The sequence below is a fragment of the Streptomyces sp. NPDC047022 genome (assembly GCF_040644155.1).
Classification (GTDB): Bacteria; Actinomycetota; Actinomycetes; order Streptomycetales; family Streptomycetaceae; genus Streptomyces.
This window is the reverse complement of the sequence record NZ_JBEYVV010000030.1, coordinates 20721-47264: the sequence shown is the minus strand read 5'-3', so window position 1 is coordinate 47264 and position 26544 is coordinate 20721. Positions and strand designations below refer to the sequence as shown.

The window sequence follows — 26544 nt, the reverse complement described above, 5'->3', positions numbered from 1 at the left end:
GTAGACCCTCGGGACCCTCGGAAGCAAATATTTGTGCTTACGATGGGGGTGTGACTCAGAAACAAGCGTCTGCACGCATCCGCAAGAGCCCCGAACAGGTCCGCGAGGCCGTCCACCAGGCAGTCGTCGACCTGCTGTCCGACCCGGAGGGCGAGGACCTCAACATCCCCGCGATCGCGCAACGCGCCGGCGTCAACCACACCAGCGTCTACCGGCGCTGGGGCAGCCTCGACGCACTCCTGGCCGACATGGTCACCACCCGCCTCGAACGCGATTCACCGCTGAACGACACCGGCACCCTGCGCGGCGACCTCCTCGCCTGGGCCGAAGCCAGCGTCGCGAGCATCCGCACACCCGAAGGACGCGCCCTCGTGCGCGCCGTCGTCCTGTCCATGCCGAACAGCGCCCAGGCCCAGGCCGAGCGTGCACAGCACTTCCGGCGCCGGATGCGCTCCATCGAGCAGATCCGCGAGCGGGCCACGGCCCGAGGTGAGGACCCACCACCCCTGGAGCAGATCCTCGACCAGCTCATCGCACCGTTCTACATGCGGGCGATCTTCGGCATCGACCCGCCGGCCAATGGCTACCCAGAACTCCTCGTCGACAGACTGCTCGGCAACGGGAGTGAGCCGGCCACAGCCTGAGCAATGCCCCTCTGGACCACTGGTTCACGTGTCCGCCGTGGTGTCGGGTCCGGTGGGTGAAGGCGGACTGTCGGCCGCCTGGCTTTGTCGGCGAGTTGCGAGAGTGCTGCGCCTGTTGCTCAGCGGCGAAAGCACCCTCGTTCACGGGAGAGTGACGGCGCTGGGTTTTGAGAGCACCTGGATGCTTGCTTCGGGACCATGGTCGTGCACTGCACGACGAGGGGGCCCGGGTGCTGCGCGAGTCCGAGCACTTCCTCGGTTTCGTCGGAATCGCTGCCGTCTTCATTTGCTACCGGCGTCTTGCCGCAGTCTGACTACGACTCCGTCGTGGACAGCAGGGAGATGCAGCAGTGAGCCAGTACTTCGCCCTCGGCGAGCAGACCCTCTGGAATCCATCCAACGGTGCGGCGAGGCTGTTCCTGCGGCAGGTCTCTGTCTTCGAGGCTGAACTCGGCCTGCCCTCCGGCATCGGTCAGATGCGCGATGACGAGTGCCAGATCGACGCCGCCGTCCTGAAGACGTTCGTTGAAGCTCTGCTTGAGCAGCACCTTCGAACGAGCCATGCGGTCATGATCGCCCTCTCTGAAAGCTTCGTTGCGATCATGCTGATCCTGGCCGAACGGGCCGGCATTGATCTCGCCTGGCTGGCTGGCAGTCCAGTGGCCTACGACAACAGCAAGGACGTCCAGGTGCCCAGCGCTGCATCGGGCACCATCAGCGCGTGCACGCGACCGGACCGGCTCCGAGCTGAGGCCCGCGAACTGAGTCGCTTCATGGCTCGCTGAACGGTCACGCCACCGGTCAGCGAGCCAGAAGAAACCGCCGCTTACGAGCTCGCTAGTGCGTGAGGCAGTCCAGGAGAGCGTTGTCAGCGCTCGTGGTGTGCGGGACGGTCGCCGGGGCCGGGGCCGGGGCCGGGGCCGGGGGCTCCTCGGGGGCGGGGGCGGTCTGGGTGCCCGTCGTGGTGCAACCGCAGTCCGCCGCCGGAACGCTCTGGGTACCCGTCGTGGTGCCACGACCGGGGAGGCCACCGCCGTTGGAGCAGGCGTTGCCGGACGCCGGGTTGAGCAGGCCGACCACGTTCACGGTGTTGCCGCAGACGTTTACCGGGATGTCGATGGGGACCTGGACCGCGTTCCCGCTCAGGACTCCGGGGGAGCCGGCAGCCCTGCCCGAGGCACCGGAGTCAGCCATGGCCGGAGCAGCAGCAGCCCCGAGAGCAACGAACATGCCTGCGGCCACGGCCGCCGTTTTCCTGAGCTTCATCGGATTCCCTTCGGCAATGCGCCGTAAGACGGAGTGATCGTGAGCACAACTTGATCCCAGGAGTGCCGACGTAGTAACGACCACAGCGCCTTCTCGGCCACTGCGAACGGGACAGTTTCCGGCATATGTACCCAGATAGCTCAACACGTCCTAGTGGGAGCCCCCTGGCCGTCCCTGGGCTCTCGCAGGTGTGCGGCTCTTCGAATGTGCTGCGGGGGCGGCCGATGTCACGACCGGTCGGCTGCGGCCTGGGCGCTGTCGGGGCTCCGATGGTCTCTTCTTCCGCGTCGGTGTCGGCGGCTGCCGGGGGCGGGCGCAGGTCCCTGCCCGCTGCGACGGCGATACGAAGCCGTGCCATGCGCTCCCGGTGGGTGAGCAAGTCCCGCCAGGCGTCACGTCGGTGCTCCGACGCCTGCGGCAGAAGTGCTGGCAGGACATTCGCCATGGTGCTGACACCGCTGCCGATCGCGATGCCGAGCCAGACGACCCACGCGGGGGAGTCCAGAGAGGAGTTGGCGGTCAGTGCCAGGCCACCGAAGCCGACGGTTGGGACGGTCCAGGCGATGAGGCGGCGTGCGGGCAGGCGGATGGTCATGCCAGGGTCCTTCGGTCTCGGGGCGGGCATGGCGGAAGCGTGTGCGGGGCGGAGCGTGCAGAAGTCCCAGCCGTTGGTTCGCGGGCAACGGTGCCGAAGGCTGTCGGCGCGGACGGACAGCGGTGCGACTGCTCTCACCCTCACCGTTGGTTCGCCGCATCCCAAGCGTTAAAGGGGTGCAGTTCCGCTGGCTGGTTCCTTGGCGCACGCCAGGGATCTGTGCCCCTGCGCCCGCTGCGAGCGCTTCACCGACTATGCGTGTCGGCCCCCGGCCTTCGGCGGCGCCCTGCGGAGTGAGGCGCGATAAAGCGCTGATATCGCCCACCCGGTACGTGGGAACACATGCTGAAGATGTCCGGACAGGGCCGGGTTCCGCAGGGAAGGCAGCGTGTCGTGAGTGAAGCCGAGGATGTCATCACCGAGCTGACCGCGGACCACCGTGAGGTCAGGAGGCTTTTCGAGCAACTCGCCGGTGCTATGCCCGGCAGCCATGACCGTAAGCATCTGGTCGAGGAACTGACGATTGAGCTGGTGCGGCACTCCGTGGCCGAGGAGCAGCACCTTTACCCGGCTGTCCGCGAGCACCTGGAGGACGGCGGTGCTCTGGCAGACAAGGAACTCGCCGACCACGACAGGGTCGAGCAACTCCTGAAAGACCTCGAGTCGCGTGAGCCTGACGACCTCGAATTCGACCGGCTCCTCGTCAAACTCAGGACCGAGGTGACCGCGCACATCGAGGACGAGGAGACCAACCTTTTCCCCCGACTGCGCGACGGAGTACATCCCTACGTGCTGGAGAGCCTTGGCAAGAAGGTCCAGGAAGCGAAGAAAACCGCCCCGACGCGGCCCCACCCCGCGGCTCCCACCACGCCGCCGCTCAACAAACTACTCGCCCCGGGCCTCGGCTTGGTGGACCGCGTTCGTGACTATGTCACCGGCCGCGGACGGTGACGGCTTCGGGGACGGGCTGTCGATCCGCTTCACATCCCCGACCAGGCGATCAAGGGCGGCAGCCATCTGACCCCAGCCCGGGTACGCGGATGCGGCGGAGTGACCGGAAGCGAAGCCGCAGGCCGGCATGGGCGGGGCCCGAGGGCCCCGGCTGCGGGATGGTGTGTCAGACCACGGCGAGCCGGTCCACCAGCAGTTCCACCCTCGGCTCGGTGTCCTCCGGCGGCAGCCGTCCCGACCGGGTCAGGGTCGCCACCCCGTGCAGGGACGCCCAGAACACCTCGGTGAACAGCGCCGGGTCGACGCCGTCCCCGGCGACCTCGCCGAGGCACTCCAGCAGCGCGGCGAATGCGTCCTTGAGAGGTTCGGGGGTGTCCTCCTGTGCGTACGCGAGACCGCCGTCGAGCTGGAAGAGGGCGTCGTAGACCGCCGGGTTGCGTGCGGCGAAGTCGAGGTAGGCGCGGGCGAGGGCGTACACCCGGGCGCGCGGGCCGTCCGCGGCGGCGGTCGCGGCCCGCACCGCCGCGGCCATCTCGGTGGCGCCCTGGAGGGCGACGGCGCCGATGATCTCCCGCTTGCCGCGGAAGTGGCTGTAGAGGACGGGCTGGCTGTATTCGATGCTCTCGGCAAGCCGACGGGTGGTGACCGCGTCCCAGCCCTGCTCCTCGGCGAGTTCACGGGCCGTCGCCAAGATGAGGCGCTCGCGCTCCGCCCGTTCGCGCTCCTTGCGTTCCTGTACCGACATGATTCGATCCTAGCATTGCTAGACAATCGAGCGGCAGTAGTACTAGCGTTGCCACATCAGCTAGCAATGCTAGATGCCGGGAGGGGTCATCATGCTCAACGCACTCGAGGTCGTCACCACAGTGGTCGTCGGCGTGATGGTGGGGGTGGAGTTCTCCGTCGCCTTCGTCATCAACCCGATCCTCAACGCCCTCCCGGAGGACAGCGGCCAACTCGGCCGCGCCCACGGGGGCCGGATGCTCGGCGCCGTGATGCCGGTCTGGTACATCGGCTCGCTCGTCCTCGTCGGCATCTGGGCTGTCGCCGGGTGGCACCACCGCGGCACCGGCCTGGTCGTCACTGCCGGCGCGCTGCTGATCCTCAGCGTGATCATGTCGCTTCTGCTGCTCGTCCCGATCAACAACCGGAGCAAGTCGTGGACCCCTGACAACCGGCCCGCCGACTGGAAGCAGCAGATGAACCGCTGGGACCGCTACCACTACGTCCGCGTCGCCGTCATCATCGCCGCCTTCGCCCTGCTGGCCGCCGCCCTCACCTGAGTCCACGGGCTCACCCGCCCGGTCGTCAGCCGTAACCGCTCGACCGTGCGCCCGCAGCGCGGCAGCGTCAACATCCAGGACCCGGACATCAACACCCTCGACCTCCGCCGGCATCCCCAGGACGCGGGCCCCTGCGACACCCACTGACCGATAGCGAGAGGAACTACCGAAAATGGCCAAGCTGCAGAGTCTCGACCCGCACACGCCGATGTTCGCGCAGTTCAGGGAGAAGACCGGGCCCATCGTCCTGGCGAACACCTTCTTCGTCCCGAAGGAGAGGACCGAATCGTTCCTGGCCCTCTTTCGGAGGCAGGCCGAGTTCATGGAGACCCAGCCGGGATTCGTCTCCCTGCAGATGCACAAGGGAACGGCGGACAGTCAGCTTCTGATGAACGTCGCGGTCTGGGAGTCGACCGAGGCGCTCGCCACGGCGTTCGGCAGCCCGGAGTTCCAGCGCATGGCGGCCGAGTTCCCCGACGACATCGTGTCGTACCCGCACATCTTCGAGCGGATCGACGTATGACACGGCAACTGTAGAGGGCGGGGAGGATCATGGCTTCGCTGGTGGCGGGATCGCGTTCGTAGTCGCGGACGAGGCGGCGATGCGCGGTCAGCCACTCAGCATCCGTTCCACCACCCATCTCCAGGGCAGCACTGAGAAGCACGTCTGGTCCCCGGGCTTACGGACGACGCTGACGGTCGTACCCAGGGTCTCAGCGGCCCAGCCGACCGAACGTCCGGCAAAACCGTCATCACCCAGCGCCGGGATGAACTGCGGGCTGTCGGCCGCCACTCCCGCGGTCAAGACGAACGCCGGCGGCCGGCACGCGGTCGGCGGCGAGACGGACCTTCTGGTGGCCAACACACCCGAGCTCACCCTGCTCACCCTCTTCGGCCTCGCCCTGGAGGACGCGAACCCGGCCGAGCGCGCCACGCTCCTGTCCGCCCTCCCCGCGCGGGTACGCGGCATCTGGCACATCATGGGCCGCCCCCGCCACGCCCGCCACATCAGCCGCGTCCGGGCCGGGCTGACCAGGCCCCACACGACTCACCAGGCTCCACGAAGCTCACCAAGCTCACCAAGCCGACGAAGACCCGCAAGGAGAAGAACAGTGCCGCTGAAGAAGATCAACACTGTCCTGGCCGCCGCCTTCATCCTCTTCATCCTCTGGTTCGGGATGGAGTTCATCCTGAGCCCGGAGACGACGGCGCCGGGCTTCGGCCTGCCGAGCTGGCCGTCCGGCGACGGCGACGGCTTCCTGATCATCAAGGGAATCCGCGACGTCGTCCTGGCCCTGGTCCTGGGCATCCTGCTGGTGACGGGCTACCGCCGGGCGCTGGGGTGGGTGCTGCTGGTAGAGGCCCTCGCCGCGTACGGAGACATGACCACCGTGCTGGCCCACCACGGTTCCATGGCCAAAGCGCTCGGTGTCCACGGCCTGACCGCGACGCTGATGGTGGTCAACGGCCTGCTGATGATGCGCGAGACCCGCAAGGCCGCGGCCGCTCCGGCGACGCCCGCCCCGCAGCCCGCCTGACGCCACGTACGCCGCATACCTGGCGGCCACCATCGGCCGCCTGCGAGGACTCACTTCCGGCGACTTCGCCTGCTTCTGCGACATCGCCCGCTTCATGGGCGGTCTTCCCCTGCCGGAACCGACGGCTGTCCGCCGGACCACGAGCCAGGAGGACGTCCGTAAGGCGTGGCGCGGCCTGGTCCAGTCCCGGCAGGGACACCTGCGCGCCGGCCGCTGACCCGTACGAAGACGGCCCCGGACCAGGACATCTGGTTCGTGGCCGTCCGCACCAGTGCCTGACGCGCGAGGCCGACCCCGAAGAGCAGCCACGGCAGCGTCCCGGCGGCCGTGACGACCTTCTGTCAAAGCAGGGCCGCTGTTCGTCTTTGGGTGGTCGGGTCGTGGCGTTGGGGTGGGTTCATGACGGTTCGGCTTATTGCGCGGGTGCGCCCAGCAGGAGGCCAAAGACGTTCGCGCCGCGCTCGGCTTCGGTCTCGGCCTTGTCCAGGACGGCGCCGCTGATGTCCGAGTGCTGTCCGGTCCACTGCTGGGCTGTGGCGCGCGCGGTGAAGAAGCGCAGGTAGCCGCAGCACACCGCGGCGGCCGGGTCGTCGCCGGGGCGGGCGACGTAGTAGACCACCAAGGTGACCGGCTGCCAGGTGGTCCTTTCGCCGGTGAACCCCACGCGGACAGGGTTGCCGGTGACCGGGTCGGTGTAGGTGATGACGGCGTCGGTGCCCAGCATGGCAGGGATGCCGAGTGCGTCGATCGCCCCCATCGCCCACACCATCGGGCCCCCGGCGATCTGCACGGCGTGCTCGGTGGGCATCGCGGAGAACGGGTACGCGGCCTGGACGCGACCGGTGCCGCCCGGGGTGAGGAAGCCCTCGGCGGCCGGCTCGACGAGCACCCTGGCGGCGGGGCCGAAGGGCTCGGCCGCCGACTCCAGCTCGGCTGCCTTGGGCGGGGAGCCCGTGGTGGCGAAGGAACGCAGAATGGCCTGCTGCACCGCCCGCAGGCCCCGTTCGGCCGGCGCGAGAAGGTGGCGCCGGACCCGGCCCACAGTCTGGTCCACCCCTCTGGTGACCGTGATGCCGAGAACCTGCCGCAGCTGCTCGACGGATGGCGCCCCGCAGGCCTGGCGGTCCCCTTCTCCGTAGGTCCGGCAGGACAGGCTGGCCGCGGTACCCGGAGGGGCGAACGGGTCGCGCCCGTCGATCAGCAGCGTCGGCGAGCCGTGCATGCCCCTGCGCTCGGCCTCGGCCTGGCCTTCGACCACGTGCGCGGTCAGCTCCACGTCCGTGCAGCCGGCGAGGGCGAGCATCAGGCGTTCCTTGAGCACCGGGCCGTTCGGGCAGTCCGGGACGGTCAGCAGTTCCAGGCGCATCAGCGGCACCTCCAGGTCACGAGGCCGACGCTAGACCTTCCATTGCACTGGAAGGTCAAGGGCTACCGTGGAGGTATGCGCATCGGAACCCTCGCCGCCGCCACCGGCACCACCACCAAGACCCTGCGCTTCTACGAGCAGGCCGGGCTGCTGGCGGACCCGCCCCGCACCCCGGGTGGCTACCGCGACTACCCGGCCGATGTGCGGGACCGTGTCGGCTTCATCCGCTCCGCCCAGGCGGCCGGCCTCAGCCTCGCCGAGATCCGCGACGTCCTGGCCATCCGCGACGGCGGTTACACGCCCTGCGGTCACGTCACCGAGCTCCTGGGCCGACACCTCGCCGACGTGGAGCAGCGGATCGCCGAACTGGACGCGACCCGCGCCAAGCTGCGCGAGCTGGCCCGCACCGCTTCCGCGACCGACCCTGCTACCTGCACCGAAGGGGACATCTGCCGCATCCTCAACTCTGGTTGAGTCGGCATGGTTCTCGGCCCGTTGCTACCCGACCCCCGAAGTCTGGGCGTCTTCGGATGAGGCAGGATCAAGCAACCGCCCGACTCGCGACCACCACCACACCTTCCGCCTCTTCCGCGCCGCAATCCCACACACCGGGAATCATCTGATGTGCGGTCAGTACGGATGAGAACGACCTCTCGTCAGGCCGGACTGCTCGGTCGAATACCCGAGGTTGAACTCTCTGCGGAGGTGTGCTTGATTCTTTTCAGCTCGCGCCAGACGAGCCCCGCCGGCGCGGAACGCCGAGTCCTGCCACCGGCCGACGGGAACAGTAGACGCGAAAGCGCCGCAGGCGGGAGCGGGGGACCCGAAGTCTTCCGCCGGACGGGAGAGCGGACGCAGCGCGGCACCTGGTGCCAAAGGGCTGCGGTACGTTCGACAGTCCGGCTCGGGGTGAAGCCGAACAGGCCGCGCATCGCGGCCCCGGCCGGGCAACTCACGTCCGAACCCGACAGCTAACCTCGTAGGCGCCGGTGAGGACCGCACCATGGGTAAGCATCTTCGTACCAGCTCCGAGAAGCCTCCACTTCGACCGCGTTCCCGCGCTCAGCAGCGAATCGACGACGCGGTGTCGGCAGGCGCTGAACCCAGACACGGGCCGGAGCACCGTGGGAACGTCATCCCGTCGGTGACGGACAACCACTGGAGTGAGCGGGCGGCGTGCCTGACCATCGATCCGGACGAGTTGTTCGTCACGGGAGCCGCGCAGCACATCAACAAGCTTGTCTGCGTCGGCTGCGCCGTCAGTACGGAATGCCTTGCCCTCGCTCTCGACCAGCGCATCGAGCACGGGGTTTGGGGCGGAATGACGGAGCGCGAGCGCCGTGCGCTGCTGCGCCGCAGGCCGACGGTCAGCTCCTGGCGGCGCCTGCTCGAGACCGCCCGCCTGGAGCACCAACGGCGGACCGGCGCGGCTGCCGGCCGCCAGGTGTAACCCCGCGTCGGCTTTCACCGTCCAGCGCTCGGCCTGACACTCGACGGCGACGGACACGGCACGCTGTTCCTTGGCCGCCCTGTATGAGGCGTTCAGGGCGTCCAGCCCCGTGGCCTCGGGGATCAGAGGGGCACAGCAGGGCGTCGACAGCGGCTGCATGACGAGCAACTCCGGCGAAAGTCACGTGCGCTGCCGCTCCCGCAACAGTTCGGCCGCTAGCAACCAGAACCACAGGCTCACCGTGAGCAGGTGAATCCGCTGGGCGATCCCCTGTCCACCCGGCCGGCCGATGTAGGGGCCGACGGAGGAGATCGCCGCGGCCATGGACACCGGCAAGAGCCAGCGTGCCCAGCGTCCCGCCGAGCAGCCACCCTCTGGAGCCGAGTCGGCGAAGAGGAAGAAGGAGGCCATCGAGGTGAACAAGGCGAGGTGAACCAGGCCGCTGGTCATCGTGTGCGCGAGGTTGTCTGCGGGGCAACCCGCTTCCCGGGACGGCGCACATCGCATCGGCAGCGCGACGTCGGCCACGGAGCAGGCCCCGAACGCCACCAGCGCCCACCACCCGATGGGAGACGAGCCCTGCGGCAGCGCCGCCAGGACCAGACCCGCACCGGCGATCACCGCAGCCGCCGTGACCAGCTCCACCATGCTGAACAGCACTCGATGGGGCTGATCGGCGGCGAAGGCCTCACTTACGTAGGAATCGCGCTGGTCCAGGCCCGTCTGTACCCAGAACTGCAGCAGCCAGTCGTTGTAGGTCACGGAAGCCGCCAGCAGCAGCCCCGCCGCCACCCGCCACAGGATGCCCGAGGCGCCACGGCACCGCGTGCGGTCGGTGCCGGTGCCCGGCGGCCCCGTTGCGCTGTCCTCGCTCATCTTTCGGCTCCCGTGCCTGCGGCCTGCCTTCCTATCTTTGCCCCGGGACGCAAAGCAGAAGTCCTGTTCGCGGACGCCGCGGCCTGCCGGCCTCCGCGTCGGCCGCGACGCTCATGGGATCGAGTACGCGCAGGCCCCGAAAGACCAGAGTGCGAGGCATCCGCAAGGCCCTTCTGCGCAGCTGTCCTGCGGTGCTTCCGTAACTGCACAGGAGTGAGGTCCAGTTGGCCGGCAACACCGATTCGGCGCGTCTCTCGCGGCGAACGGAGCGCGAGCCACCGCGGATCGCTGCGTGCAGATCGACCTTGCACTCCGGCAGCACCCATGCCCCCTCGTCGTGCGGAGCGCAACCATGGTCCCAAGCAAGCACCTTGGTGCTTGGCTCCCCCCGGTGCGTCCACCTCCAAGTCGCCCGGCGGCCTGGGCGGTTTAGAGCACGCAAGCACCCGCGGTGGGCGGCGACACAGGTCTCCACGGCCCTGCCGAGGCCCTGCCACAGGTGGAAACGAAGGGACCTCAGCGTCACCCGGGGCCTTCCGGCGCCAGGCGGCGGAAGCGGCCGACCATGCTGAGGGCGTGGGTGACGCCCACGATGCGAGCTCTGCGATGACGGTGGAGGGGGTGCCGGCGTGTGTGGCGAAGCGAGTGACAAGACCGGTCAGGAATCGAGAAGCCCCGGCCGCCGAGGAGCCTCTAGCGTGATGGCCATGGCAATCACCGCTTCCACCGCATCCCACACGTCCATCGCATCCGTCATCCTGGAGGTGGCCGACCCCGAGGGCGCCCACCGCTTCTACAGGGCATTCGGAGTGGACACGCGCATACGCCTGCGGGCGTCCGAGGCACACTCCACCGGGTTCCGTGGCTTCACCCTGGCGCTCACGGTGTCCCGGCCGGCCACAGTCGACAGCTTCGTCGGCGCCGCCCTGGACGCCGGTGCCACGGTGCTGAAGCCCGCCGCGAAGTCGCTGTGGGGCTACGGCGGCGTCGTCCAGGCCCCGGACGGGACGATCTGGAAGGTCGCGACCTCGGCAAAGAAGGACACCGGCCCGGCCACCGGTGAGATCGACGAGATCGTCCTCCTGCTCGGCGTCGAGGACGTGAAGGCCAGCAAGCAGTTCTACGTAGGCCGGGGCCTGACCGTGGCCAGAAGCTTCGGCGGCAAGTACGCCGAGTTCAACCCCGGCGAGTCCAGCCCGGTCAAGCTGGCGCTGTACAAGCGCCGCGGCCTGGCCAAGGACCTCGGCGTACCCGCCGACGGCGCCGGCTCGCACCGTATCGTCCTCGGCAGCACCGCCGGCCCCTTCACCGACCCGGACGGATTCGCCTGGGAGGCCGCTGAACCACTCGCCCCCACGACCTCCTGACTCCTGGCCCTGCGCTACTGCCACGTCCTGTCTGCCCCTGTACGAGACGAAACCTTCCGTGCAGCCCACCGAAGCATTCCGACGAGAACCCTGGCACGACCGCTGAGCAGCGCAACGGACTCACCGCTGAGGCGCCTCAGCGCGCTCATCATGAAGGCCGTGAGCCTGAAGTCCAGCCGGGTCGGCGCTCGCGCCCTGGCATGGGGCGGCGGTGGCCGCGTCCTTCCGTCGGCCGGGGTTCCACGAACTCAAGTCGCCGCGGCGTCGGTCGAGCCCGCCGGTCGGGGTGCGTCGCGATCTTCGGAGGCCGAAGCCACCGCGGGCCGCGCGGACTCGTGGCGGACCAGGATCGACAGCAGCTCAGCCACCGTGGCCGGAGCGTCGGCGGGATGACGCAGCGGCGTGTCAGGGGCTACGCGGTAGACATTCGAACGACCTTGCCGGACGTGGGTGAGATACCCGCCCTCTTCCAGGTCAGCGATGATCTTCAGCACGGCCCGCTCGGTGAGCCTGCAACGGACGGCGATGTCACGAACGCGGGTGGTGTGATCTTCGGCGATGGCAGCCAGCACCCGGGAGTGATTGGTGAGAAACGTCCAGCCTGCATGCGGTTCCGGCGCTCGGTCCATGCCCCCACGATACGGTCCTCGATTCACGCATTCAAAAGGCTGAATCATTTTTCATGGTTTGGTTGACGTGAAAGACGGGTGAGGTGATGCTGGGAGTGCTCGAGAAGACGGCATGACCGGGAGCTTGAAATGTCCCATCGCGCGACGCTTTCCCCAGGCGAGGGGCCGTGCCTGGAGTGCGCTACCGCGTTCGAACATGCGCAAGTGCAGGCACCGGTGGCGACCTTGAAGGTCGACCTGATCGGCGACCGGCTTGTGGTTGCGATCACCGGTGAGCTCGATGCGGGCTGCGATCAACTGCTGCAGCGGACGCTGAGCGGCGCACTCGACCACGCCACCGCGGGTCTGGAACTCGATCTCGCGGGCGTCGCTTTCTGTGACTGCTCCGCCCTCAGCGTGCTGCTACGTGTGAACCGCCGCGCCCACGCGGAAGCCAAGAGCCTCATCCTGCGCGCCACCAGCCCGGCGGTGGAACGCCTGCTGACCCTCACCGACACCCTCACACTCTTCGCCACAGAGCCTGAGCCGCTGGGCGGGCATCCGGCCGGCCCCTCGGCGCACGAGCGCCCAGAGGCAGAACCCGCTGATTTCGCCGGCGATGATCTCGCGGCCGAAAACGCGCAACTGCACCGGGCAATGGAAACTCGCGCAACGATCGACATGGCACGGGGCATGCTCATGGCGTCGTTCCAGTTGACCGCCCCGCAGTCTTGGGAGGTGCTGGTGACAGCGTCCCAGCACAGCAACACGAAGCTGCACCTCATTGCCGACGCCCTCGTGCAGGCGACGAACGGCCAGTCGCTGCCCGAGCCCCTTACCGATCACCTGGCTGCGGCGGTGCAAGCGCACCGCAACTCGGCGGGCTAGGGTCTTTCGTTTGGATCAGGCCGGATCAGGGAGCGGGGTCTGGTGGGATGAAGCCACTCACCAGCGCTGAGGGGTCATGCGTCCCGGGGACGTCTCGGAGTCGCCGAGCTGATCAATCTGCGGCCCGGGCGTCGCGCTCCTGCCCCGGACGAGCAGCGGCGAGCGCGAGCAATACAGCCGGCCCGCACCAGCCGGCTGTCCGGCGTGCGTCGAGTGACAGATCTGGTTCTCCCGACAGCGGGCATATGGATAGCGACGCGGGGACTTCGCGCGACGCCCGAAGTGGTGCCGAGCGCGGAAGCCCGATCTTCTGGAGGCAGGGACATGACGGAGCCGGAAACCACGGAGACCGACTTCAGGCAGTCGAGTGGTGTGCCCGAACCCCGGCTCGCCGGTGCCCTGGAGGCCATCGGCGCCGCGACCTACATCGTCGACGAGCAGGGCCGCATCGTCGCCGTCAACAGCCTTGCAGAGCATCTGCTGGGTCGATCCGCCGAAGAGCTCGTCGGCCAGGACGCCCACGACCTGCTGCACCGAGGGCCCCAGGGCCAGCCGCTCTCCACGAGTCAGTGCGGCATGCGGCAGGCGTTCCATGCCGGGCGTCCAGCTCAGAGCGATGAGGACTACTTCGCGCGTGCCGACGGCACCCTCCTGCTCATTTCGTGGCTCATTGCGCCGTACGACACCGGTGGCCCGGACGCCGGAACACTCGTGATCTTCCACGCCGCGGAACAGGCCCATGACCCACGCCCGGAACAAACCGCAGAGCGGCTGAGCGAACTCGAACGACTGGCCCTGCTGGCTGAAACCACCAGCAAGCTGACCTCCACATTTGTTGTGAACGAAGCACTGCACCGATTGGTGTCCCTGGTTCTGCCCCGGCTGGCGGACTGGGTCGTCGTCGACCTGATCACCGAACGCGACGAGGTATGGCGCACCTGCGTGGTCCAGGCAGACGGGGACACCCTGGTGCGGCACGAGGAGCTGCAGGGGCCCATGCCGCCGGTTCCGGAAGCGTCCCCGATGCCCCTGTCCCGGGCGCTGCGCGGCGTCGCCTCTGCCCTGGCCGGACCCGAGACCTACCAGGACGCCCCGGATTCCGGGATCGCAGTGGAGCAGCGCCGACTGTTCGAGTCCACGGGCATGCACTCCGCGGCGATCGTGCCCTTGCGCGGCACCCGCGAAGTCCTCGGCGCCCTTACCTTGGGGCGTGCCGAGAAGCCGGGAAGCTTTACCGGGGCCGACCTCACCCTCCTGGAGGACATCGCGCGCCGTGCCGGCGTTGCTCTGGACAACGCCCGGCTCTACCAGCGTCAGCGCAAGGTCGCCGAGACCATGCAGAACCATCTGCTGCCGCAGATGCCCCAGGTGCCCGGCTTGCAGATGACGGTCCGCTATCTGGCCGCCCCCGACGCCTCCCAGGTCGGCGGCGACTGGTACGACGCCTTCACCCTCCCAGACGGTGCCACCGCCCTGGCCATCGGTGATGTCGTCGGCCACGACCTGGATGCCGCCGCAGGCATGGCCCAGCTGCGCAACATCCTCCGCGCCTACGCCTGGTCCCAGCAGGAAATACCTCCCAGCCGGGTCGTCGAACGCCTCGATGAGGCCATGACCCCCATCACCGATGTCACCATGGCCACCCTCACCTTTGCCCGGGTGACAGAAACGGACGGCGGGGAATGGCAAATGAACTGGACCAACGCGGGCCACCCTCCCCCCCTACTCATCACCCGCGACGGTCTGACCCATTACCTCACCGATGGCCACGGCCCGCTGCTGGGCACCGAAGCCTGCACCTCCCGCCCCGACGCCACCACAGTGCTGCCGCCCGAATCCACTCTGCTGCTGTACACCGATGGTCTCATCGAGGCCCCCGGCCATACCCTCGATGAAGGCCTCCATCGGCTCCGACAGCACGCCGCCGCCCTCGCGCACCGGCCGCTTGCTTCCTTCATCGACCAACTCCTTCTCCGCGTCGAGCCACCCGGAATTGACGACGTCGCCCTCCTCGCCGTTCGAACGCCGAGCAAGACCCGCAGGGAAGCCGGCAGCCTCGAGTGACGCCGTTCTTGGGAGTGCCCTGCTGCTCGGAGGCGAAGACCGGGAAGAACGCGCCGACGCACACCGGCGCACGGACACGAACACTTGCGGACGGCCGGCGACTGCTGCGCCGCTGTCTCGGCGCCCACCAAGTCCTCGGCGCGGACGAGGACGCCGATGAGACGCCCCCGTTGGAGGCCGGCGCGGTCCATGAGCCGGTACGCGGCAATCCGCAGCTCCTCGTCATGCGCGGAGGCCTCCGGCCGGCGCAGGCCGAACGCGCAAGATGGCCGTGTGCCGGGACTCGACCGCCCCTAGACTGATGGGCGTGAGCATGTCTGCATTCTTACCGGTGCTGGTGATTGGCGGCGGCGCCCTCCTCGGCTTCGCAGGGCGGCAGATGAGCAAGCGCGGCAAGCACTTCACCCGGGCCCAGCTGCAGGCTTTCGCCACTGACCTGCGTCGGGAGCTTTACGCACGGTCGCACACCACGGGTGAGTGGATCGACGTCACTGACTATCTGCGGCAGCAGCCGTACTTTCCCGGAACGTGGTTCTTGTCGGTCTATCGCATTCTGCATCAGCAGGGAATCACCCACACGCCGACACCGCGCAGCACTCCCGGCGGCGGCGCCAGAATCCGGCTGTCCGACAAGGGCGTTGAGGAAGCGAGGATGGAACGCATCGTGAGCGCTGCAGAACAGCCCCGCACGGTGAACAACTACCAGGCCGGCGTAATGCAGATCGGCGACCACAACCAGGCGCGAGAAGTCACGACGCACTTCGGCGCCGACCAGTCCGCGCTGTTGTCCCAACTCATCACCGCGCTCAGTGCGGTAGCGCGGAACACGGAGCTACAACCGCAGGTGCGAGAGGCTGCCGAGCGCGCCGGAGCCGACTTGGAAGGTGCCGAGCCGAGCCGGATCCCGGTCATCCTGGAGCGCCTCCGTGGCATAGCCAGCGTCGCGGCGACCGGATTCGAGACGGTCCGCCCGATCCTGGACGCTCTTGGCTCCGTGCTCTGACAACGACTCAGACCACCACGGCGTCTTGCTCTGTCGTGCCATCGATCAAGGGCCGCTCAGGCGTTGGTCAGTGAAGTACGCGACCAAGGCGTCGAGTCAGCGCAACGGCTCGGACGGCGCCGGTGGGTGATCGAGAGGACGATTCCCGCCAGCTTGTGGTTCATGCGGGCCATCGGCATTTCGTAGTCCAGGTCTTGAACGTTGCGGACTCCGCGGATGACGACCTCGATTCCGGCTCGGCGGCAGTAGTCGGCCAGCAGGCCGCCGGTGTGGGAGTCGACCGTGACTCCTCAGGGACGGGCCAGGCTGGACGACCAGGTGCCCTTCCTGGCACGGTCAGAACACCGGGAGCGCGTTGCCCTGCTGGAACTTGGCTGTCCCATGGCGTACGGCGCGCGGTCCGTCCTGTTGCGTCAGGAGGAACGGCCCACCCGTGTGATCATCGTGCTCAGTGGCTGGACCAAGGTCACGCGTACAGCGGCCAAGGGGTACGAGGCACTGCTCGCTCTGCGCGGCCCCGGCGACATCGTCGGTGAGGCCTCCGCCGTCAGCGGCCATCCTCGCTCGGCCACGGTGACCGCTCTCGGGGAGGTGGAGGCCGTGATCACCGACCGCGACCGCTTTCTCGCCCATGTACAGCTGGGAAACGGCCGGGGTCAGTGCGGGACGGAGAGCCACTGGCTGAGCAGGACGAAGGCCGGCGGGAACTCTGCGGACCAGGTGTTGTAGTTGTGGCCCCCGTTCGGCAGGAACAGCGTGCGCACCGTGACTGGCGAGTACGTCGCGGCCGCCTGGAATTGCGTGATGTAGGAGGGCGGGCTGAGACGGTCCTGGCGTGACGTGGCGAGAAACAGGCTGACGTTGGACTTCGTGTGCCGCACCAGGTAGGTCGGGCTGTTGAGCCGGCGCACGGTCGAGTCCGGGAGGACGGACCTGTCGCCGGTCAGTGGGTCGGGGTCGAGAGCGGCGCCCGCGCCGAAGACCTTCGGGTACTGCAGGGGCAGCTTCACAGCGCAGAAGCCGCCGGTCGAGAAGCCCATCAGGCCCCAACCACTGGCACTCCGCAGGGTGCGGAACTTGTGGCTGATCAGGTCCGGGACGTCCACCGACATCCAGGTCGCGACCTTACGATCGGGCAGGTCGGTGCAGTCGGTGTCCACACTGCCCGGGTCGACCTCAGGCATGACCAGGATGAAGGGGTGCACTTTGTTCTGGTTCAGCAAGTCCGAGAAGGCACCCGGCATGCCGCCGTGCTCCAGCCAGGACTGCGGGGAGCCGGGCACGCCGTGCAGCAGCATGATGACCGGGAACCGCTTGTTCTTGTAGGCCGGCTGGTCGTACTGCGGCGGCGTCCACACCAACACCTGTCCGGACAGGGCAGACTTCCGGCCGTGGAAGTACGTGTCCAGGACACCGTCCTTGGTGCTCTGGTTGAATTTCGCGCGTTGAGCCGGCGGCCCCGGCATCGCAATCGCGTTGGTGTTGTGCGTGGTGCCCATGAGGTCGTCCCAGGACGCGTACAGCCCGTAGCTGTTGTTGATCCACGTGGCCACGACACTGATCGCGGTGAGCTGGCACACGCCGATCATCACGGCATGCGCCAGCCAACGCGCCGGTCTGGGCCCGCGGATCCTGGCCCACAGGGCGATCGTGCCGACCATCGCCACGACCGTCGCGACGATGAGGCCGATGAAGAACGGCATTCCGGTGAGGGACAACGCGAGTACCTTTCTTGACCTCTGCGGACGAAGCGGGTGATCGCGCATGCTATGTCCGCAAAGTCCATGCATGCTGGCTACTTGGATAGAGGGAACCCGACGATCACTGGTTCCGTCCGGCAGGACAGAGCAAAGGCCGGACTGTGCCTTTGCCCCGGCCCGTGCCTCGTGGGCGGGCCCGATCGAGCCGATGCGGATCTTCACCAAGGTCAAGAGAGTCGCATGCGCAATCACGGCCTGGTGGAGAACGGCGGCCGCGCACGCGAGCCGATCGAGCGTCGGAAGACCACCCGGCTGCGGACGCCCGACGTCGCCCCGCCCCCTCCCGCGACAGCGGGACCGCCGACACCCGGTTGTGGCTGGAGAGCCGGAGCCGGCCGCCTGCGAGGTGCTTGTCCGGGTGCCCGTGCGGCCGGTTGACGTGGTCAGGCAATGTCCGCGGTCCGCACCGTCCCGGCGGCCCGGTGCGCTGTGTCCTCCGTCCGCCGGGCGCGTCGCGCGGACCGCGCGCCCCACGCCCACACGAGCAGTCCGGCCAGTGGCGGCGGCCGTGCCCTCGGTCGGCGATCCGGCCCGCGATCGGTGCCGCTGCCGCGCCACCCGCACCGACCAGTGCGAACAGTGCGATCTGGGCCCGGCTGAAGCCGTGCTCGTCGATGAGCTCGTAGGCGATGGCCGTCCAGAACACGGTGAACGCGCCGAACATCGTCGCCTGGCACGGGGCGCGGCGGCGCAGCACGGGTTCGTGCCGCACCATTCCCCGATGCTCGCCGGCAGCGATCGGTACCCGGCCCTGCGGTCGGGTCGGCGCCTGGGCAGTACGCGGCGCAGGACCACGCTGAGCACGACCATCAGCGCCGCGGAGACGAAGTAGATCGCGCGCCGCCCCAGCAGGTCGGCGACCAGGCTGGCGGCGGTCCGGGCGTGGTTGCCTCCTGGCCTGCTCGACCCCAGCCCGAGCAGGCCAACGGCCAGAGATCGCGCAAACTCCCTCTTGGCCGGGCTGACCCTCGAGGCGATCCTGGTCGAGTGACGACGTCAGTCGACCGGCGGCGGCAGGACGCCGCGCTGACCGTGCGTCAGCAATCCGTTGAAGGCGGCGGCGAGCTCGGTGATCGTCGGCCGGTCGCCGGGATCGGGCTCAAGGCAGATGTCGATCGCGGCGGCGAGGCTGGGTGGCAGGCGCCGACGGGTCCCGACCGATGGGGCCCGTTCCTCGAGCTGCGGATACCAGTCGTCCTCGGCGAAGCCGTCCTCCGACGGCCAGTCGTCGCTGCCTGCCACTGACCCTTCGTCCGCATCCTCGCTCTCGTCGTAGGTCTCTCCATCGTCGAACGGGACGTCGCCAGTGGCGGCCTCGTACATCGTGATGCCGATCCCCCAGACGTCTGCAGCGGTGGTGAGCGTTCCGCCGCTTGCCTGTTCGGGGGCCAGGTAGGAGAAGGTGCCGACACCTGGGCGGGCGGGGCCGGGCGGGCGTGCGACGCTCAGGTCGAGCAGGATCGCACGCCGGCAGCCGACCACGACGTTGGACGGCTTGATGTCCAGGTGCAGCAGGCCCTGACCGTGCAGGTAATGCACAGCCGAGCAGAGGTGCAAGCCGAGGAAGGCGAGGTCGCTTGCGGCCAGCCGGCGGCGCCGACGGCGGATGAGGTGCGACAGCGTCTCCCCGGTCAGTGTCTCCAGGACCACGAACGGCTCTGGGCCCTCGATCGTCTCGTACGCGCGGACCAGGTGCGGATGGGTGAACGTCTGGAGCCAGCGGCCCTCCTGCACGAGCCGGTCGGCCATCCGCTGCTCGTGCCGCCGGTCCGGCCGCAGCACCTTCACCACGCACCGGCATTCCCGTTCCTTGCTCCAGGCGTCGTACAGGTCCAGCCAGCCGGTGCGCGCCAGGTGTGCGAGCACTTCGTAGTGGGGGACCACCGTTGCTCCGGTCGTCAGCGGCGGCGGGATCGGCGCCTTGGTGCGGGTCATGACAGCGCCTCCAGGGCAGGTGGTGCACTCACCGGTCTGTGCTCGTGCAGCCGGTACAGCCGCGCGTAGGCGGTGCTTCGTTCGAGCAGTTCCTCGTGTGTGCCGTGCTCGGTGGCATGCCCCTGCTCGAGCACCACAATCCGGGTGGCGTCGCGGACGGTGAGGAGGTTGTGGGAGATGATGATCGTCGTGCGGCCAGTCATCAACAGGCGCAGCGGTTCCAGGATCCGCCACCCCGACTCGGTGTCCAGGCCCGTGGTCGGCTCGTCGAGGAGGAGTACGGGGGCGTCCCGGATCATCGCGCGGGCGATCGCAAGGCGCTGCCGCTGTCCGCCGGAGAGCAGCCGGCCGCTGTGGCCCACCACGGTGTCGTAGCCTTCCGGCAGTCCCTCGATGAACTCGTGCGCGTCCGCGGCGACGGCGGCCGCGATGATCTCCCGCTCGCTGGCCCCAGGTCGGCCGTAGGCGATGTTGTCCCGGACCGTGCCGTGGAAGACGAGGGTTTCCTGGAGCACCGCGGCGATGTTGTTGCGCAGGTCGGCGAGTCGTACATCGCGAAGGTCGAGCCCATCGAGCCGGACGGACCCGCGCTGCGGGTCGTAGAAGCGCAGCAGCAGCTTGGCAGCGGTCGACTTTCCGGCGCCGCTGGCCCCGACCAGCGCCAGTGTCTCACCGGGTGCTACCTGGAACGAGATGTCCGACAGCGCCGGCCGGGCGGTTCCCGGGTAGCGGAAGCAGACGTCGTCGAACTCCACGCCGCCGCGGGCCCGCCGGAGCCGACGAGGGGCGGCGGCCTGGCGGACCTGGGGCCGCTGCTCGAGCAGCTCGATGATCCGCTCTGCCGAGGCAGATGCCGAGTAGAAGGTGTTGCTGAGCCGGGAGATGCCGCGGATCGGGCTGTAGAGCTTGCCCAGCAGGGCCAGGAAGACCATCAGCCCGCCCAAGGTGAGCCGACCCCGCGTCAGCTCCCATGTGCCCAGGCCCATGACCACCAGGACACCGCTCAGCTCGATGAGGTCGACCACCGGACCGAACAGGGCGCGAATCCGTGTCGAAATCATGGCCGCGCGGAACTTGCCGAGGTTCTCGCGCTGGAACCGGCCGTACCCCCACCGCTGACGGTTGTACGCCTGCACGAGCGAGATGTTGCCGAGCACCTCCTCGGCGATCGCACTGATCGAACCGCTGCGCCGGCGCCGCTCACGTGAGGCGGCCTTGATCCGCCGGGAGAAGCGCCGTGCCGTGAACCAGAACATCGGCGTGATGGCGAGGGCCAGGAGGGTCAGATCCCAGCGCAGGTAGAAGAGCATGCCGAGGAAGATGCCGAGCCGCAGGACGTGTGAGATCGCGCCCACGACGCCGGAGAGCATGAATGTCTCGACCGCGTCGACGTCGCCGGTCAACCGGGAGAGCACATCGCCCAGCCGTTGCCGTTCGAAGAAGCCGAGCGAGAGGCCCTGCAGGTGCCGGAACACATCGGACCGAAGGGTCAGCAGGAAACGTTCGCTGACCCACGCGGAGATCACTTCGTCAGCGAACGTCAAGGCGCCGGAAAAGAGGGCGAAACCAACGTACGCGAAGGCGATAGGAAAGAAGAGGTGAAGGTTGCGTGGGACGAGCACATTGTCGATCACGGCCTTGAAGAGCAAGAGCTCTGCCGCGTCGATGACCGGCCCCACCACGATGAAGGCGAGGATCAGCACGAACCAGTGCCGACCGCCACGGGTGTAGGGCCAAAAGCGCCGGAACACATCCCTGAGCGGAACCGCCGGCGCGGCGGCGACGATCGCATCGGAGTGCTCGGTGGCAGGCAGCAACTTTCGAAGGGCCGACCATGCGGCGGGCATCGCTGTCATCTTGCGGATTCCCTGATCTGGCGGTTCTCCGCTCGAAGAAGAACTGGGCCCACACCCGGCATCGTGATCACCTTTCCCCATAAACGCGACCATGGTCGGGTGCGAATCCCGACCATGGTCAGCACGATGCGTTCGATCAGCCGCGCGAATGGCGTGAGTGCCGCGAGCGACGACGACGGTGGCGGCGACGCGTGTGCGTCGTCGTCGTGGTGGTTGTCGTCCTGCCACGTCCTCCACTACGGAGCGCGGGTGCCACGAGGCCAAGTACGGCCATGGTGTTCTCCTTTCGGTACCGCTTCCTGCAATGATCTTCGAGTGGGGTTCCGGACCCCGCAAGCTGAGCACTCCCAACGGGGTAAGTTCCACGGCCCCGGCGTTGTTCTGCCCTGTCCGTCTCGGTGATGGTTGTTCAGATGCAGTAGGTGGTGAAGGCGTCTTCGTGGTGGTGCAGGTCGCGGCGGGCGTGTGCGATGTTGGCTACGGCGGCCCGTATCCGAGCCGGCATGGTGGCGGCCAACTCGCGTGTCTCGGCGCGCGGGGCGTGGGCGGTGGAGGAGTGGCCGGTGCGCGGGCCATGACCGGGCGGGTCGAGCCGTGGACGGCGAGGTCGGCCGGCATTGGGGGTGCCGATACATCATCTGGCCCCGCTCTGGCGGCATGTTGGTACTCGTGCAAGGTTCCGCCGGGCCGGTCTCGTCTGCGGACCTGAAGGTGCCCGATCGCGTTGGACGGAGCCGCCGTCGAGGGCGGTGGTCGCCGTGGAGTCGCCCGTGTAGCTGGTGGTGGACCACTTCTTGACGCCGTACGCGTACAGGCTGGAGGCCATCGCCGGGCCTTCGCCGTCGAACGCCGTCTCCGTCTGGATGGGGGGCCTCGCCGTATCCGGCTCGGGTGTTGATGCATCCCGTGCAGGGCGTCAGAACACTCCGCTCATGCGACGTGCCTCCGGGGCGGTGCCTAGGCCCACCTGGCTATGGCCTCACCTGTCGGTGATCGCGGAGAGCCATGCGGTGTCGTCCGGTCCCGGCCCTTCGAGGTCGAGCGCGGGCAGCCGGCGGACCGTGCCCGTGCGCAGGGCGACCGTGGCCCGCGGCCGCATGGGCCCGTCGCCCCTGCGTGAGAGCAGGACGAGTTCCCAGACCGTCGCCGTCATGGCGTCGAGCCGGGCGGCGCAGTCGGCGGTGACTCGCCGCGGATCCCGGGTCCGGCCCAGGGACAGATGTGGGGTGAAGTCCTTGGCGGGCCCACGACAGCGCGGGAACCGTTGCTGCAGTACGTGGTGCAGGTACGTCCACGGCGCAGTGCCGGCCGCCGTGGGGTCGAGCCACACAGTGAAGTATGTCCTGTGCCGGAAGGTGTGCACCCCGTCCAGCCGGGCGGTGAAGACCGGCGTCTCCTCCGTCGCCGCGGCGAGCAGCGGGGCTGCCCGCTCGAAGTCGGACTCCGGTACGAAACCGAAGAGCACATTGATGTGCGGCGGCCAGCGGTGGATCTGCGGATCGTAATCCTGGCGTATGTCCTGGAGCGGCGGCCACAACTCCGCAGGCGGGATCCAGGTAACCGCCGTGCGGGCCGTCGGGGACACGTCGAGGACGCCGGTGGGCTCGTGCCAGCCGGTGTTCGTGTCGAACCTCGCGTCCGCTTGCGGGTCCCTCACCCGGCCGGCGCCCGCCGCGTCGACGCGGTCCACACCCGTGGCCCGGTCCCAGACCACCTCGCCGTCCGCCTCGATGAACATCACCCGGTGCCACGGGATGTCGCCCCCGGGCACGAAGGAAGGCAGCGGGATGCGTTTGAAGGCATCCCCGCGCTGGCTGATCCCCAGCACGAACCGGGCCGGATCGAACCGAGGGTCCCAGCGGACCCGATGATAGATCTCGTCGCTGGTTCGCATCGCGGCCTCCTCTGCCTCCCTCACCCCTACCCTTCCTCCAGGGTGCCGCCCACCCCTTCCTCGATCGTTGTTCCGCTCGCACCGCTTCGCATCAGGTGCGGTGCGTGATCGTGCCGGCGCATGCCGAGGCGAGTGGTCTCGTCAGGATCGGCGATCGGCGATCGGCGTGGGCGATGGGTGCAGCGGGCGAGCGTTCGCGATGCCCTGATGGGGCCGATGGGAGTCGTGGAACGGTGCAACTACCCCTGGTAGTTTTCCCGCCGACCGGCGAGTGAGTCAGGCTCTGGTCTCAGGAGGTGGGGGCCCTCGATCTGTCTTGCAGCCGGAGCCGCCATTGCGCGGTCACGACCGTATCGTCAGTGATCGAATTCGGACGCAGGGTTGCCCCACAGCGCCCCGTTCTTGGGCAGAGGGAGCCGTCGTCGGCCCGGATCCCTGCTGCCAGTGCGCCCAGAAGGTGTGATCCGTATTCGGTCGCTCGAAGAGTCGCTTGATGCGGATGTCGTAGAGAGCGCCAGGCCGGCCCCTGACCGTTCTGTCGGACCCGGCTGCGAGGATCACGCCCATGGATCTCACTGACGCCCTCGTCGGCCTCGACGACCACCCCTGGGCCTCCGTCTCGCACGCCTACGGCCCCGCCGAGGAGCTTCCCGACCTGCTGCGCGCCCTCGCCGAGGGCGGCGGGGATGCCGAGGAGGCGATCTCCGAGCTGTACTCGTGCATCCTCCACCAGGGCACGGTGTACTCCGCCAGCGTGGACGCCGTCCCATACCTGGCCCGGATCGCCGCTGCCGCCCGGCCCGGGACGACCGAAGTTCTCTGCCTGCTCGGCGGGTTGGCCGAGAGCGATGACGAATGGGAGATCGCGCCGGGCGCCGTCCGGGCCGCCGTTGCCACCCAAATCCCGCTCCTGACAACGCTGCTGGCACATGAAGACGTGAACGTCCGGCTGCTCACCGCCTGGACGCTCGGCCACACCCGGAGTACCGAGGCCGCCCCGGTCGCCCTGCGGAGCCGGTGGACGGCCGAGGCCGATCCCGGTGTCCGGGCCGAACTGCTCATTGCCCTCGGCCGGGTGGATCTCTCCGGCGCCGCCGTCGAGGCCCGCGCGCTGCTCGGCGCGGACACTCCCGCGCCGCTGCGACTGGCCGCGCTCCTCGTCGCCCTGGCCGCCGTGGAGCCGTGGACCGATGCCCACCACGATGCCGCGCTCGGCCTGCTGCCCGCCCGCGAATTCACCGTCGACCGGTACAGCATGCACCACCGCGAGCCGCTGCACGCGATCGTCGACAGCCTGCTGCGCCGCGAGACCGAGGCAGACCGCGAAGCCGCCTTCGCCCTGCTGGACGCCGCCCTGCGCGACGGCCGCCCCGAGGTGCGGACCGAGGCGCTCTCCGCGGCCGACCACGCCTGCTACCTCTCCCAAATGCCCCCCAGCGGCTGGTCCCGGCCATCGCCCCACTCGCCGCCGAGTACCCGGCGTCAACCCTGCTCGGCAAGCTCGGCCCGGCCGCCGCCGAGGCCGCGCCCGTCCTCGCCGACCTCGCCGCCCGACCCGACGACGAGGCGGCTGACAGGGCATTGGCCGTGCTCGTCCGGGTCGCGCCCCGACAGGCCGCCCCGCTGCTGGCCCGGGACCTCGACCGGCGCCCCCGCGCGCTCGACGCCGCAGGCGACTTCCATGCCCCGGCCTTCCCTTTCGACCCGGCCCTGCTCGCAGCCGTCCGTGAACGCCTGGCCGCGGACGGGCTCGGCAACAACGAGACTGCCGATCTGGTCCACCTGCTGCGCCAGTGGGGCCCGCAGGCCGCCGCCGCCTTGCCCGAGCTGTACACCGTGCTGCCCCGCTTCCAGTACGCGGCCACCGCCATCACCGCCGTGGCGGCAGCCGCCCCGCAGGCCGAGCGCGAGCAGGCCGGCGCAGTGCTGCGGGCCGCCGCCGGGGCGCTGATGGTGGCGCGGGCCCACCACGACCTCACCGGGGAGACCGACGTCCTGCTCGACGCCGTCGCCAAGGCGCTCGCCGCCGGCCCGCGCGAGGTCGCCGAGGCTGCCCAGGCCGCCGCCGCCCTGGGCGCGACGGCCGCCGGACTGCTCCCCGCCCTGCGGGCAGCCGTCAGCGAGGATGCCGAGCCGACCACCCCGCAACTGGACCGCGACATCGCGATCGCCACCGCCCTGTGGCAGATCGACGGGGACGCCGGGGAAGCCGTCACGATCCTGGCCTCCGTCCTCGACCGCACCACTGGCAACCAGCTCTGGTACCGGTGGACCGTCGTCCGTGCCATCCGCGCCGCCGCCCTCCTCGGCGCGTCCGCCCGGCTCCTGATCCCCCGACTGGAACAGCTGCTCGCCGACCCCGAGAAGGCACCCGCCGCCGCCCTCGCCCTGCTCGCCATTACCGATCCCGGCGTCGTCGACCTCGGCCGACTCGCCGAGGCCGCCCTTCGCTCCGCCGAATCCGGAGCGGACATCTCCGGCGCTTGCGAGACCCTCCAGGCCCTGGGCGCCACCGCCCTGAGCACCCCCCAGCGCCTGCGCGTCGCCGAACTCGCTGACAAGGATCAGCGCATCGTCGGCTCAGGCGTCGCGAACAGCATCATCCGCGAGGACGAGCGGCTGCGCGCCATCCTGACCGCCATCTGATCCGGAGGCCGGGGCGGGCGAATGACCGATCGCCGCACCCAGGCCCAGGAGGCGCATTGCCATTCCAGCCTGGACGGCAGCGAGTTGTGGTGGTTCGACCCGGCCGGTGACGACACCGTCAGGATCCGCAATGTCGTCAGCGACCAGCTGTGCATGCAGGTCGAGGGCGCGGACTCGAAGGCACCGGACACGCGACTGGTGATCGACCGGTGCGATACGGACGGCGACAGCCGCCGGCAGCTGACCGATTGAGCCGTGTGCCGCTCGAAAAGTCGTCGCGGCACGTCATGCCGCGCATCTGTACTCGGTTCTGTACTCGTTGATGAGGCCACCGAGGATCCGGCTGTCCAGGACTTGGCGGGTGTGCCACGTGAGCAGATGGCGGGGGTGACCGCGAAGACCTCACTCCAGCGGCGCTTTCCGGGGTGCGAGGGCCGGAACGCCGCAACATCCGCCGTTGGCGTGCGTCTGTCCCCCCGGGTTCGGGACTTGTGACGCTTGAACGTTCGGGTGCGCTGTTATTTCAGGGCACTCCTGTGACAGCTGTGCCCTGC

At 69.0% G+C, this 26544-nt stretch carries 22 protein-coding genes, 5 pseudogenes and 1 riboswitch; of the genes and pseudogenes, 16 read left to right on the top strand and 11 right to left on the bottom strand.

Going from position 1 to position 26544, the window contains the following annotated elements:
- Positions 1-50 precede the first annotated feature (50 nt).
- Entirely contained in the window at positions 51-644 is a 594-nt protein-coding gene (locus tag ABZ845_RS25460) for a TetR/AcrR family transcriptional regulator C-terminal ligand-binding domain-containing protein (RefSeq protein WP_360983468.1), read from the top strand.
- A gap of 350 nt (positions 645-994) precedes the next feature.
- Positions 995-1429, top strand: coding sequence for a DUF6086 family protein (locus tag ABZ845_RS25455; protein ID WP_360983466.1), 435 nt, complete (start codon positions 995-997; stop codon positions 1427-1429).
- 250 nt (positions 1430-1679) lie between these two features.
- On the opposite strand, the pseudogene ABZ845_RS25450 reads toward ABZ845_RS25455, so the two are convergent.
- Positions 1680-1910: pseudogene (locus ABZ845_RS25450) on the bottom strand (chaplin); the annotation flags it as partial.
- Positions 1911-2898: 988 nt separating this feature from the next.
- Here ABZ845_RS25450 and ABZ845_RS25445 point away from each other — a divergent pair.
- Positions 2899-3456, top strand: a complete 558-nt coding sequence (locus ABZ845_RS25445; RefSeq protein WP_360983464.1) for a hemerythrin domain-containing protein — start codon at positions 2899-2901, stop codon at positions 3454-3456.
- Between the two features lie 166 nt (positions 3457-3622).
- On the opposite strand, the gene ABZ845_RS25440 is transcribed toward ABZ845_RS25445, so the two are convergent.
- Positions 3623-4201: a TetR/AcrR family transcriptional regulator gene (locus tag ABZ845_RS25440; protein WP_360983462.1), complete on the bottom strand. Its 579-nt coding sequence runs from the start codon at positions 4199-4201 to the stop codon at positions 3623-3625.
- Between the two features lie 91 nt (positions 4202-4292).
- Between ABZ845_RS25440 and ABZ845_RS25435 the strand changes: the two genes are divergently transcribed.
- Both ABZ845_RS25435 and ABZ845_RS25430 read left to right on the top strand, forming a co-directional pair.
- Entirely contained in the window at positions 4293-4739 is a 447-nt protein-coding gene (locus ABZ845_RS25435; RefSeq protein ID WP_360983460.1) for a DUF1772 domain-containing protein, read from the top strand.
- A gap of 172 nt (positions 4740-4911) precedes the next feature.
- Positions 4912-5262 (top strand): antibiotic biosynthesis monooxygenase family protein, encoded by a 351-nt coding sequence (locus ABZ845_RS25430; protein WP_360983458.1) that lies wholly within the window; start codon positions 4912-4914, stop codon positions 5260-5262.
- A 34-nt stretch (positions 5263-5296) separates the two neighbouring features.
- On the opposite strand, the pseudogene ABZ845_RS25425 reads toward ABZ845_RS25430, so the two are convergent.
- Positions 5297-5493, bottom strand: a pseudogene (locus ABZ845_RS25425) (IS5/IS1182 family transposase); the annotation flags it as partial.
- Positions 5494-5851: 358 nt separating this feature from the next.
- Between ABZ845_RS25425 and ABZ845_RS25420 the strand changes: the two are divergent.
- Positions 5852-6277, top strand: coding sequence for a DUF4267 domain-containing protein (locus tag ABZ845_RS25420; RefSeq protein ID WP_360983528.1), 426 nt, complete (start codon positions 5852-5854; stop codon positions 6275-6277).
- A 412-nt stretch (positions 6278-6689) separates the two neighbouring features.
- Here ABZ845_RS25420 and ABZ845_RS25415 read toward each other — a convergent pair whose 3' ends face one another.
- The gene (locus ABZ845_RS25415; RefSeq protein ID WP_360983456.1) at positions 6690-7643 is read right to left on the bottom strand and encodes an alkylmercury lyase family protein; all 954 of its coding nucleotides are present in this window, start codon (positions 7641-7643) and stop codon (positions 6690-6692) included.
- A 75-nt stretch (positions 7644-7718) separates the two neighbouring features.
- On the opposite strand from ABZ845_RS25415, the gene ABZ845_RS25410 reads away from it, so the two are divergent.
- Together ABZ845_RS25410 and ABZ845_RS25405 are read left to right on the top strand one after the other, a co-directional pair.
- On the top strand, positions 7719-8117 hold the full coding sequence (locus ABZ845_RS25410; protein ID WP_360983454.1) for a MerR family DNA-binding protein: 399 nt from the start codon (positions 7719-7721) through the stop codon (positions 8115-8117).
- Positions 8118-8433: 316 nt separating this feature from the next.
- A riboswitch (cyclic di-AMP (ydaO/yuaA leader) is annotated at positions 8434-8644 on the top strand.
- Between the two features lie 134 nt (positions 8645-8778).
- Positions 8779-9093 (top strand): WhiB family transcriptional regulator, encoded by a 315-nt coding sequence (locus ABZ845_RS25405; protein ID WP_360983526.1) that lies wholly within the window; start codon positions 8779-8781, stop codon positions 9091-9093.
- 180 nt (positions 9094-9273) lie between these two features.
- Here ABZ845_RS25405 and ABZ845_RS25400 read toward each other — a convergent pair whose 3' ends face one another.
- Positions 9274-9969 (bottom strand): DUF998 domain-containing protein, encoded by a 696-nt coding sequence (locus ABZ845_RS25400; protein WP_360983452.1) that lies wholly within the window; start codon positions 9967-9969, stop codon positions 9274-9276.
- A 618-nt stretch (positions 9970-10587) separates the two neighbouring features.
- Here ABZ845_RS25400 and ABZ845_RS25395 point away from each other — a divergent pair.
- Positions 10588-10671: pseudogene (locus ABZ845_RS25395) on the top strand (AraC family transcriptional regulator); the annotation flags it as partial.
- Positions 10671-11336, top strand: coding sequence for a glyoxalase (locus ABZ845_RS25390; protein ID WP_360983450.1), 666 nt, complete (start codon positions 10671-10673; stop codon positions 11334-11336). The pseudogene ABZ845_RS25395 and the gene ABZ845_RS25390, both read left to right, overlap by 1 nt.
- A gap of 248 nt (positions 11337-11584) precedes the next feature.
- On the opposite strand, the gene ABZ845_RS25385 is transcribed toward ABZ845_RS25390, so the two are convergent.
- The gene (locus ABZ845_RS25385; protein ID WP_360983448.1) at positions 11585-11965 is read right to left on the bottom strand and encodes an ArsR family transcriptional regulator; all 381 of its coding nucleotides are present in this window, start codon (positions 11963-11965) and stop codon (positions 11585-11587) included.
- A 129-nt stretch (positions 11966-12094) separates the two neighbouring features.
- On the opposite strand from ABZ845_RS25385, the gene ABZ845_RS25380 reads away from it, so the two are divergent.
- The 4 genes and pseudogenes from ABZ845_RS25380 to ABZ845_RS25365 form a co-directional block, all read left to right on the top strand.
- The gene (locus tag ABZ845_RS25380; RefSeq protein ID WP_360983446.1) at positions 12095-12832 is read left to right on the top strand and encodes an ANTAR domain-containing protein; all 738 of its coding nucleotides are present in this window, start codon (positions 12095-12097) and stop codon (positions 12830-12832) included.
- Positions 12833-13156: 324 nt separating this feature from the next.
- Positions 13157-14896, top strand: a complete 1740-nt coding sequence (locus ABZ845_RS25375; protein ID WP_360983444.1) for a SpoIIE family protein phosphatase — start codon at positions 13157-13159, stop codon at positions 14894-14896.
- 307 nt (positions 14897-15203) lie between these two features.
- Positions 15204-15899, top strand: a complete 696-nt coding sequence (locus ABZ845_RS25370) for a hypothetical protein (protein WP_360983442.1) — start codon at positions 15204-15206, stop codon at positions 15897-15899.
- 267 nt (positions 15900-16166) lie between these two features.
- Positions 16167-16529 (top strand): annotated as a pseudogene (locus ABZ845_RS25365) (cyclic nucleotide-binding domain-containing protein); the annotation flags it as partial.
- Between the two features lie 26 nt (positions 16530-16555).
- Here ABZ845_RS25365 and ABZ845_RS25360 read toward each other — a convergent pair.
- From ABZ845_RS25360 to ABZ845_RS25340, 5 genes and pseudogenes are all read right to left on the bottom strand, one after another.
- Positions 16556-17617: an alpha/beta hydrolase-fold protein gene (locus ABZ845_RS25360; RefSeq protein ID WP_360983440.1), complete on the bottom strand. Its 1062-nt coding sequence runs from the start codon at positions 17615-17617 to the stop codon at positions 16556-16558.
- A gap of 1038 nt (positions 17618-18655) precedes the next feature.
- The gene (locus tag ABZ845_RS25355; protein ID WP_360983438.1) at positions 18656-19594 is read right to left on the bottom strand and encodes a serine/threonine-protein kinase; all 939 of its coding nucleotides are present in this window, start codon (positions 19592-19594) and stop codon (positions 18656-18658) included.
- Positions 19591-21450, bottom strand: a complete 1860-nt coding sequence (locus tag ABZ845_RS25350) for an ABC transporter ATP-binding protein (protein WP_360983436.1) — start codon at positions 21448-21450, stop codon at positions 19591-19593. Before ABZ845_RS25350 ends, ABZ845_RS25355 begins: the two co-directional genes overlap by 4 nt.
- A gap of 1054 nt (positions 21451-22504) precedes the next feature.
- Positions 22505-23344: pseudogene (locus ABZ845_RS25345) on the bottom strand (RNA repair domain-containing protein); the annotation flags it as partial.
- Between the two features lie 289 nt (positions 23345-23633).
- Positions 23634-24752 (bottom strand): hypothetical protein, encoded by a 1119-nt coding sequence (locus tag ABZ845_RS25340; RefSeq protein ID WP_360983434.1) that lies wholly within the window; start codon positions 24750-24752, stop codon positions 23634-23636.
- Between the two features lie 179 nt (positions 24753-24931).
- On the opposite strand from ABZ845_RS25340, the gene ABZ845_RS25335 reads away from it, so the two are divergent.
- Complete coding sequence (locus ABZ845_RS25335) at positions 24932-25990, top strand: hypothetical protein (RefSeq protein WP_360983432.1); 1059 nt, start codon at positions 24932-24934, stop codon at positions 25988-25990.
- A gap of 21 nt (positions 25991-26011) precedes the next feature.
- Positions 26012-26242 carry a hypothetical protein gene (locus ABZ845_RS25330; RefSeq protein ID WP_360983431.1) on the top strand — a complete coding sequence of 77 codons (231 nt, stop codon included), beginning with the start codon at positions 26012-26014 and terminating at the stop codon, positions 26240-26242.
- The last annotated feature ends 302 nt before the right edge of the window (positions 26243-26544 follow it).